Raw genomic sequence first — 9594 nt, forward strand, 5'->3', positions numbered from 1 at the left:
CGGTCGAGCAGCCGGGCCTCGTTCCTCGGCCCACTCGACGACCGAGGTGTCGCCATACTGTGAGGTGTGGCGAACAACGAGGCGGTCGAGGTGCAGCGTCACAGCGACGGCCGGATCGCCCGCGGCGAGCGTACTCGCGAGGCGATCGTCGAGGCGCATGCCGAGCTCCTGCGCGAGGGCGTGCTGAAACCGACGGCCAAGGTCATCGCCGAGCGGGCCGGGGTGTCATTGCGCACGCTGTGGCTCAACTTCAAGGATCTCGAGACGTTGCTCGAGGCGACGACGGCGTACTGGCTCGACGCGGATGCCGCGCTGCGCCAGGCGATCGACCCGTCGCTCCCGCTGGGTGACCGGATCGACCAGTTCTGCCGGCAGCACGCCCTCCGTCTCGAGCACCTGGCGCCGGCGGCACGGTCAGCGGCGCTGGGTGAGCCCTTCTCGCCTGCCCTGGCCGCGGCGCGTCGTGAGCTCATCCGGCGTCTTCGACGTGACCTGCTCGAGACGTTCCCGGCCGAGCTGGAAGCCGCGGGCGGTGTGGACGGCGCACTGTGCCTCGGCCTCATGGCGGCGGCGAGCGGCATGACCTGGTCCTTCGCCCGCGACGACCTCGGTCGCGACGCAGCCGACGCCACCGAGCTGATGCGCCACACCTTCGCCCGGCTGCTCCGGGCATGACGAAGGGCCGGCCCCCACGGGACCGGCCCTCCGACGTACGGGTGCTGCTTAGCGGTCGACCTCACCGCGGATGTACTTCTCGAGCATCTCGCGACCGAGGTCGTCGGGACGCTGCTCCGGGGGCGACTTCATCAGGTAGGACGACGCCGACAGCAGGGCGCCGCCGATGCCACGGTCCTTGGCGATCTTCGCCGCACGGATGGCGTCGATGATGATGCCGGCCGAGTTGGGCGAGTCCCAGACCTCGAGCTTGTACTCGAGGTTGAGGGGGACGTCACCGAACGCGCGACCCTCGAGGCGTACGTACGCCCACTTGCGGTCGTCGAGCCACTGGACGTAGTCGCTCGGGCCGATGTGGACGTTCTTGGCACCGAGGTCGTGGTTCAGGTTCGACGTCACGGCCTGGGTCTTCGAGATCTTCTTGGACTCGAGGCGTTCGCGCTCGAGCATGTTCTTGAAGTCCATGTTGCCGCCGACATTGAGCTGGTACGTGCGGTCGAGCACGACGCCACGGTCCTGGAACAGCTTGGCCATGACGCGGTGCGTGATGGTCGCGCCGACCTGGCTCTTGATGTCGTCGCCGATGATCGGGACACCGGCGTCCTCGAACTTCTTGGCCCACTCGGGGTCGGACGCGATGAACACCGGCAGCGCGTTGACGAACGCGACATTGGCGTCGATCGCGCACTGCGCGTAGAACTTGTCGGCCTCCTCGGAGCCCACCGGGAGGTAGGAGACGAGGACGTCGGCCTTGGTGTCCTTGAGGACCTGCACGATGTCGACCGCCGGGGCGTCCGACTCCTCGATGGTCTCGCGGTAGTACTTGCCCAGGCCGTCGAGCGTGTTGCCCTTCTGGACGATGACGCCGGTCGGCGGCACGTCGGCGATCTTGATCGTGTTGTTCTCGCTGGCCTGCGTGGCCTCGGAGAGGTCGAACCCGACCTTCTTGGCATCGACGTCGAACGCGGCGACGAACTCGATGTCCTTGACGTGGTACTGGCCGAACTCGACGTGCATCAGCCCGGGGACGTTGGCTGTGGGGTCAGCGTCCTTGTAGTACTCGACGCCCTGGATCAGGGACGTGGCGCAGTTGCCCACACCCACAATTGCTACGCGTACCGAACCCATGGGTTCTCCTTCATTGATGTGTTCACTTCTCGGTCGTGTTGAGGTCTGTGCTGGTGGTGCTGTCTGCGTCTGGATAGCCGCCGGAGCGCTCGCGGTCGATCAGCTCGGTCAACCACTTGACCTCGCGCTCGACCGACTCCAGCCCGTGCCTCTGCAGCTCCAACGTGTAGGAGTCGACCCGATCGCGCTTCCGCTGTGCTGCCTTGCGGACGTGGTCGAGACGCTCCTCCAGTCGGCTTCGTCGTCCCTCGAGGATGCGAACCCTGGAGGCGGCATCGGTGCGCGCGAAGAACGCGAACCGTACGCCGAACGTCTCGTCGTCCCACGTCGACGGACCGGAGTCCTCGAGTGCCTGGCTGAAGTGTTCCTTGCCTTCGGCGGTGAGCTTGTAGACGATGCGTGCGCGGCGTCCCCGGCCCTCGGGCTCTGCGGTTTCGTCGGCCACGATGTAGCCGGACTTGCCGAGCGCCTTGAGGCAGGGGTAGAGCGTGCCGTAGGACAGGATGCGGCCCCAGCCGAGCAGGGCGTTGACCTGCTTGCGCAGCTCGTAGCCGTGCATCGGGGCATCGTGGAGCAGTCCAAGGACCGCCACCTCGAGTGCCGCGCCGCGTCGTGTCATGTACCCGTCCTGACAAAGTCATGCATTTGTTCGTATATCGGAACGATACATCTAACTGGTGTATCGGCAACACCCCGGTGTTCGTGACCCAGCACACGTGGCCCCCGTCGATTAACCAATCCTCAGGTAGGTTCGGCACACTTGGTCGTTGACGGATCCGATCCCGGGATCCCCATGGAGGTAGACGGACCCTTGCCAGCACAGCGGAAGAAAGCGCCGAGCCCCCACGCGGGCGGCGGGCGACTCAAGGCGATCGCTCGAAAGATCGGTGGCCAAGGCCCGTGGTGGCTCGCGACGATCCGGTGGGGAGCCCTGCTGGGCGTGCTCGGCGTGCTGTTCGGCGCGGCGACGTTCTTCATCCTCTACCAGACCATCAGCATCCCCAGCGCCAATGCCGCGTTCCAGACGCAGACCACCAAGGTCTACTACTCCGACGGCAAGCACCAGCTCGGGACGTTCGCGACACAGGACCGCGAGAGCATCTCGATCGAGGACATCCCCGCCTCGATGCAGGCCGCGGCCATCGCCGCCGAGGACCGCTCCTTCTACTCCAACCGCGGCATCGACATCAAGGGCATCATCCGTGCGGCGCGCAACAACGCCACGAGCGGTGAGATCCAGGGCGGCGGCTCCACGATCACGCAGCAGTACGTCAAGATCCTCTATCTGACGCAGGAGCAGTCCTACAAGCGGAAGATCAAGGAAGCGATCCTCTCGATCAAGATCCACAACCAGATGGACAAGAAGGAGATCCTCGAGGGCTACCTCAACACGATCTACTTCGGCAACGGCGCCTACGGTGTGGAGGTCGCGGCGAAGACGTACTTCGACAAGCCCGCCTCGCAGCTCAACTACGCGCAGTCCGCGATGCTCGCGACGATCATCAACAGCCCGAGCTACTACGACCCCTACACCGAGGGCGCGGAGGAGCGGATCGGTCCGCGCTTCCGCTACGTGCTCAAGGGCATGGTCGACGACGGCGCCATCACCGCTGAGCAGGCGGCGAAGTTCGACGACCACCTGCCGAAGTTCGCGAAGAAGCGGGAGATCAACCGCTACAGCGGCTCCAAGGGCTACCTGCTGGATCTCGTCAAGAAGCAGATGGATGCCCTGGAGTTCACTCCGGAAGAGATCGACGGCAACGGTCTCCGGATCGTGACGACCTTCAACTACCGCAAGCAGAAGGAAGCGATCGCGGCGATCAAGGCGCATCGTCCGGCGGGCAAGAACGAGCTGCACCAGTCCCTGGTCTCGATCAAACCGGGCACGGGTGCCGTACAGGCGATGTACGCCGGTCGTGACTACCTCAAGAACCAGGTCAACTGGGCGACCTCGGGCACGCAGCCCGGATCGACGTTCAAGGTGTTCTCGGTCATCGCGGCGCTCGAGAACGGCTACAGCCTCAAGACCAAGCTCAACGGTTCCTCGCCGCTCACGATCGACGGCAAGCAGGTCACCGAGAACCAGGGCGACAGCGGGGGTCAGTCCTTCGGCAGTGTTCCGTTGGAGTTCGCGACGCAGAAGTCCGTCAACACCGCGTTCGTCGACCTGATGGACCAGATGAAGGACGGACCGGTCAAGACCCTGGACGCGGCCGAGCAGGCCGGCATCCCGACGTCGATCCTCGACCCGATTCGCGAGTCGGGGCCGCCGTTGGTCACCCCGCTCGGCTACTTCCCCGTCGCCCCGGTCGACATGGCCAATGCGTACGCCACGATCGCCGCCGAGGGCAAGCGGGCCGATTGGTACGTCATCCAGTCGGTCAAGGACTTCCGCGGCACGTCGCTGCACAAGCACAAGGTCGAGACCGAGCAGACGATCCCCAAGGATGTCGCGGCAGACACGATCGCGGCGATGCAGAAGGTCGTCAACTCAGGGGCGAACGGCACGGGGTCGAACGCCAGGACGATCTGTCCGACGGCCGGCAAGACCGGGACGGCGACTGCCGGACCCTCGGACGACCAGCACGTCTCGTCGTCGTGGTTCGCCGGCTACACGCCCAAGCTCGCGACCGCCGTGATGTACAACCGCGGCGAGCTCGGCAACGGCGATCTCGAGGGTTACATGAACCCGTTCTTCGGCGGCCAGATCCCGGCGAAGACGTTCCAGACGTACATGAACTCCGCGCTCGAGGGCACGGAGTGTGGGGCGTTCCCGAAGCCGGCGAACATCAAGTCGACCAAGGGCACGAACTACAAGAAGCCGCCGCCCAAGTGCGACAAGGACGAGCAGCTGAACGACGACAAGACCAAGTGCGTCCCGTTGCCCAAGCCGACACAGAAGGTGTGCGGGCCGAACGAGCAGCCGGACGGCAACATGGGCTGCGAGCCGAGGACCAAGGACGAATGCCCGACCGAACCCGGCAACGGTCCGTGTGAGCAGCCGACGGAGCCTCCGTCGAACCAGAAGGAATGCGAAGCGGCGGGCGGCACGTGGAACGCACCCTTGGGGCCCTGCACGTTGCCGCCGCCGGACGGTGGCTGGGTCTTGCTTCCTGTCCTCGCGGGCATGATCGGCCTGGGCCGCAGGCGGGACGACGAAGAACCGGTCGCACCAGTCACTCGGCTTGGCTAGAGCAGGTTGATGGCGTCGAACGTGGCGGTGGTGAACCTCACCGCCACGTCGACGCGGTCGCCGACCTGCGGTACGTGCGCGGATGCCGGCAGGAAGACCATGCTCGCCTGCATGTGCGGCGGCTCGGCGAACCAGCGCTGCTTGCCGTCGATCATGAACGGCGACAGGGAGAACCCGGCGGCCTCGAGCCCGCCCTTGGCGAGTGACTTGCCGCGCTGCACCACGCCGGCCGAGGACTTGGGGGCCTCGAGCCCGATGCCGTTGCTGGTGCCGCCGGAGATGATCAGCAGGTAGCCGTCGCGGGGCATCGGCCGCTGTCGGTAGCCGACGCGTTCGCCGCGTGCCACGAGATGGGTGTCGAGGACGGTCGCGCGTACGGTCAGGGCGCCGAGATCGCCCAGCCACAACGCTGTGCCGATGCGCGGCCGGATGTCCAGCTGCGGACGGCGCTCGCGCAGGATCGTCAGCTCGGCCGGGGTCAGGTGTGAGACGTAGAACGCCGTCGTCTCGACCTGCGAGGCCTCGAGCGCGGCGGCCCAGTTCTCGGCCTCGCGGAGGTTGCCACCGGCCATCGGCAGGTGGATCGCGAAGCCCTCGACCCGCAGGTCGCCCAGGGCGGCGACGGCCGCGGCGAGCTCGTGGCGGTCGAGTCCGTGCCGCGCCATCGACGTCTCGCCCTCGAGCAGCACGCGCGCCGTGGCGTCGGGCCCGGCGGCGAGCGCGGCGATGTCCTCGATCCGGCCGACCGTGTGGATGATCCGCTCGTCGTGGATGACATCGGTGAAGAACGGGCGCCACGGCGTCAGCACCATGACGTCGCCGCCGAACGCCGCCAGGGCGCCGGGCACCTCGGCGTACGTGCCGACCGCGATCAGGTCGAGCCCGAGATCCTTGGCCTCGCCGGCCAGCAGGTCGCGGCCGAGGCCGTAGCCATTGCCCTTGATGACCGGGACGATGCCAGGGGTGCTCTCGACGACGGCACGCAGGCCGCGTCGCCACCGGTCGGCGTCGATGTCCAGCTCGAAGGTCACGTCATCGCCTCTTCAGGTATTGGGTGAAGCCGAGGTGCAGGGCACGGTTGAGCGGCAGGTCCCACTCGCCGAGGTACTCGACCGCCTCGCCGCCGGTGCCGACCTTGAACTGGATCAGCCCGACGTGCGAGTCGTCGGGGTCGAGCGTCTCGGTGATGCCGCGCATGTCGTACGCCGCGGCGCCTGCTGCCATCGCGTCGCGGATCATCTGCCACTGGACAGCGTTGGAGCCGCGGACGTCGCGCTTGGCCGTGGTGGATGCGCCGTAGGAGTACCAGGCGTGCTCGCCGACCCGCACCATCGTGGTCGCGGCGATCAGGTCGCCCTCGTGTCGCGCGAGGTAGAGCACGAGCCGGTCGGGCTCCTCGGCGGTCAACGCGTCCCACATGCGCTCGAAGTACGACAGCGGTCGCGGCGTGAAGTGATCGCGCTCGGCGGTCTCGGCGTAAACACGGTGGAACTCGGCCAGGTCGCCACGATCGCCGCGTACGACCTCGACGCCGGCCTTGGCGGCCTTCTTGATGTTGCGGCGCCACTGCTGGTTCATGCCCTTGAGGATGTCGTCCTCGGAGCGCCCCGCGAGGGGGATCTGGAAGTTGAACTTCGGCTGGCCGGCGGAGAACCCGTTCTCGGTCGGGATCTCCTTCCAGCCGAGCCGGGTCAGCGCCGTCGCGACGCCGAGCGCGTCGTCGTCGCTGACGTCGGCGGGTACGTCCGACAGGGTCGTGAGCACCGGATCGGCGATCGCCTGCTTGATCGTGGCGGCGTGCCAGCGGCGGGTGATGACCGGCGGGCCCATGCGGATGCCGAACGCGCGCTGCTGCTTGAGGTGCGCGGCGAGCGGTGTCAGCCAGCGGCCGAGGTCGGGGTCCGTCCAGTCGATGTCGGGGCCCTCGGGCAGGTAGGCGAGGTAGCGCTTGACCCGCGGCAGCTGCCGGTAGAGCACGAGCCCGGCGCCGACGAGCGTGCTGCCGTCGAACCAGCCGATCGACTCGCCGCGCCAGTCGTTCTTGACGGTCGCCCACGCGGGGGTCTGCAGGAAGCTCACCGAGGCCCGACTTCGTACGAAGTCGAGGTGCTCTGGTGCGCTGATGGGCCGGACGCTGAGGGGCCCGCGGTGGGGAGGTGTCGTCACCGGGCCACGCTACCAACCGGGCATAAGTTAGGCTGGCCTAAGTCATCGATCGAGGGGAACGCGACTGTGAAGACGTACGCCGCCACGGTGCTGGGGCGCCGACGGCTCTCCGCGCACCTGGTCACCGTGACGCTCGGAGGACTCGACGGCTTCGCCTCGACCGGCATCCCCGACGAGTACGTCCGCGTGCTGATCCCGCCGGCCGGCGCCGAGCTCGCGATCCCGGAGATCGACGACGACTGGAACATCACGTATCCCGAGGGAGCGGCCGAGCCCCAGCCGCGGGTCTACACGGTGTCCGACCACCGGGTCGTCGACGGCGACACCCGCATCGACCTCGACATCGCGCTGCACGACGAGGGCGTCGGGTCGGACTGGGCCCGCACGTGCCGGCCGGGCGACCGGGTCGGGCTGATCGAGCCCCACGGGTTGTACGCCGCCCCGGCCGGGGTGGGCTGGCAGCTGCTGGTCGCCGACATCACCGGCCTGCCTGCCGTGGCTCGCATCCTGCGCGGTCTCGAGCCCGGCCAGAAGGTCGAGGTCGTGATCGTGCTGACCGATGACGGCGACGAGATCCCGCTGCCGAGCCCGGCCGACGTCGAGGTGACCTGGCAGATCGTCGGCAAGGACACCGACATCTGCGAAGCGTTGGCCGAGGCGGTCACGTCGCGCGAGCTCCCCTCGGATGACCGGTACGTGTGGCTCGCTGGCGAGGCGCGGGCGAGCCGCGCCGTACGCAGGCACCTGCGCCGTGAGCTGCGCTGGCCCCAGTCCGACTTCTACACGTGCGGCTACTGGCAGATCGAGGCGGAGAAGTGGAACGCCCGCTACGAGCAGGTCGCCGACGAGGTGCTGGCCAAGGCCGAAGAGGTCCAGAAGAAGGTCGGCGACGACCAAGGCGCATACCTCGACGCCCTCGACGACATCTACGAAAGCGTCGGTCTCTAAGCCCACTCACGCTGACGAGAGGGTTTCGGTCCAGCGAGGAGAGGGTTGTCGCGCCGGGTTTCGTCGGTTTGTCTCTCCTCGGTGGACCGAAACCCTCTCCTCAGCGTCAGGCGACGACGATGATGTGGGGTTGTTTCGGGGTGACCAGCAGGGTCATGCCCGCCTCGGCCGGCGTGCGGTTGGCCTTGCGGTGGTTGCACCGGATGCAGGCGGCGACGGCGTTCTCCCACGTGAGCGTCCCACCGCGGCTGCGCGGCACGATGTGGTCGACGGTCTCGGCGCGGCCGCCGCAGTAGGCGCACATCTTGTCGCGGGCCTTGATCGCGCTCTTGGTGCAGAGGTTGGAGCGCCGGTGCATCCAGCGGGTCACGACGTAACGGACGAGCCGCAGGACCTTGGGCACCGGGAACGGGCCGAACGATCCGCCGGCCTCTTCCTCGATGACCGCGACCTCGCGCACGAGCATCTTGATCGCGTGCCGGATGGAGACGCGCTGCAGGGGCTCGTAGCTCGCGTTGAGCACCAGGACGTATGTATCCGCCATCGGCCGGCCCCTTTCTGAGCGAAAGCGTAGCCTGACCGTCCACGAAATGCCTCCGATCGTGGCCAGAACGCCCGGGTGTCGGTCCCAAACGGGGTACGCGGAAACACACCGTTAGCAAATCTGTCCTACGGTGGTGCGCGTGGACATCCCCGACCTCTTCGACGGCTACGGACCTGTCGTGGGGTTCGACGAAATGTTCGCGGACGCCGAGGTCCGCTCCAACTACGCACAGGTCCATGAGTCGTTCGAGAAGATGGGCGCCGACGAGATCCGGCTGCGCGCCGACTCGCTCGCCTCGTCCTACCTCGAGCAGGGCGTCACGTTCGGCGTCGCCGGCGAGGAGCGTCCGTTCCCGCTCGACATCGTCCCCCGCCTGATCGAGGCCGCCGACTGGGACCACGTCGAGCGCGGCGTACGCCAACGGGTGCTCGCACTCGAGGCGTTCCTCGCGGATGCGTACGGCTCGGGCGAGCTGTTCGCCGACGGCGTCGTCCCCCGCGCCACGGTCATGACGTCCCCGCACTTCCATCGCGTCGTCGCCGGGCTCGAGCCGGCCAACGGCGTACGCGTGCACGTCGCCGGCGTCGACCTGATCCGCGACGGCAACGGTGACTTCCGCGTGCTCGAGGACAACGTCCGCGTGCCATCAGGCGTCTCGTACGTCATGACCAACCGCCGCGCGCTGTCCGCAGCCTTGCCCGAGGTGTTCGCCGACCACCGCATCCGGCCGGTGTCGCAGTACTCCCAGCAGCTGCTCGCCGCGTTGCGCAAGGCAGCCCCGGCCGGCGTCAACGATCCGACCGTCGTCGTGCTGACACCGGGCGTCTACAACTCGGCCTACTTCGAGCACACCCTGCTGGCCCGCACGATGGGCGTCGAGCTCGTCGAGGGCCGCGACCTGGTGTGCCGCTCCGGCCGGGTCATGATGCGTACGACCAAC

General features: G+C 67.6%; 9 protein-coding genes. 4 read left to right on the forward strand and 5 right to left on the reverse strand.

Annotated elements, in window-relative coordinates; translation table 11 throughout:
* Window positions 1-66 precede the first annotated feature (66 nt).
* Window positions 67-675, forward strand: coding sequence for a TetR/AcrR family transcriptional regulator (locus V6M46_RS00265; RefSeq protein WP_332661674.1), 609 nt, complete (start codon window positions 67-69; stop codon window positions 673-675).
* 48 nt (window positions 676-723) lie between these two features.
* On the opposite strand, the gene V6M46_RS00270 is transcribed toward V6M46_RS00265, so the two are convergent.
* Complete coding sequence (locus V6M46_RS00270; RefSeq protein ID WP_332661675.1) at window positions 724-1803, reverse strand: inositol-3-phosphate synthase; 1080 nt, start codon at window positions 1801-1803, stop codon at window positions 724-726.
* Window positions 1804-1825: 22 nt separating this feature from the next.
* A complete protein-coding gene (locus tag V6M46_RS00275; protein WP_332661676.1) occupies window positions 1826-2422 on the reverse strand; it encodes a PadR family transcriptional regulator in 597 nt (198 codons plus the stop codon).
* 192 nt (window positions 2423-2614) lie between these two features.
* Between V6M46_RS00275 and V6M46_RS00280 the strand changes: the two genes are divergently transcribed.
* Window positions 2615-4996, forward strand: coding sequence for a transglycosylase domain-containing protein (locus V6M46_RS00280; protein WP_332661677.1), 2382 nt, complete (start codon window positions 2615-2617; stop codon window positions 4994-4996).
* Here V6M46_RS00280 and V6M46_RS00285 read toward each other — a convergent pair.
* Both V6M46_RS00285 and V6M46_RS00290 read right to left on the reverse strand, forming a co-directional pair.
* Window positions 4993-6027, reverse strand: a complete 1035-nt coding sequence (locus V6M46_RS00285) for an alanine racemase (RefSeq protein WP_332661678.1) — start codon at window positions 6025-6027, stop codon at window positions 4993-4995. The two genes, V6M46_RS00280 and V6M46_RS00285, sit on opposite strands and share 4 nt — an antisense overlap.
* Before the next feature lies 1 nt (window position 6028).
* Window positions 6029-7162 carry a lipid II:glycine glycyltransferase FemX gene (locus V6M46_RS00290; protein ID WP_332661679.1) on the reverse strand — a complete coding sequence of 378 codons (1134 nt, stop codon included), beginning with the start codon at window positions 7160-7162 and terminating at the stop codon, window positions 6029-6031.
* Between the two features lie 66 nt (window positions 7163-7228).
* On the opposite strand from V6M46_RS00290, the gene V6M46_RS00295 reads away from it, so the two are divergent.
* Window positions 7229-8110 carry a siderophore-interacting protein gene (locus V6M46_RS00295; RefSeq protein ID WP_332661680.1) on the forward strand — a complete coding sequence of 294 codons (882 nt, stop codon included), beginning with the start codon at window positions 7229-7231 and terminating at the stop codon, window positions 8108-8110.
* 106 nt (window positions 8111-8216) lie between these two features.
* Here V6M46_RS00295 and V6M46_RS00300 read toward each other — a convergent pair whose 3' ends face one another.
* Window positions 8217-8654 carry an HNH endonuclease gene (locus tag V6M46_RS00300; protein WP_332661681.1) on the reverse strand — a complete coding sequence of 146 codons (438 nt, stop codon included), beginning with the start codon at window positions 8652-8654 and terminating at the stop codon, window positions 8217-8219.
* 139 nt (window positions 8655-8793) lie between these two features.
* Here V6M46_RS00300 and V6M46_RS00305 point away from each other — a divergent pair.
* A partial coding sequence (locus tag V6M46_RS00305; protein WP_332661682.1) for a circularly permuted type 2 ATP-grasp protein occupies window positions 8794-9594 on the forward strand: 801 nt, incomplete at its 3' end.

Source organism: Aeromicrobium sp., from assembly GCF_036676885.1.
GTDB lineage: Bacteria > Actinomycetota > Actinomycetes > Propionibacteriales > Nocardioidaceae > Aeromicrobium.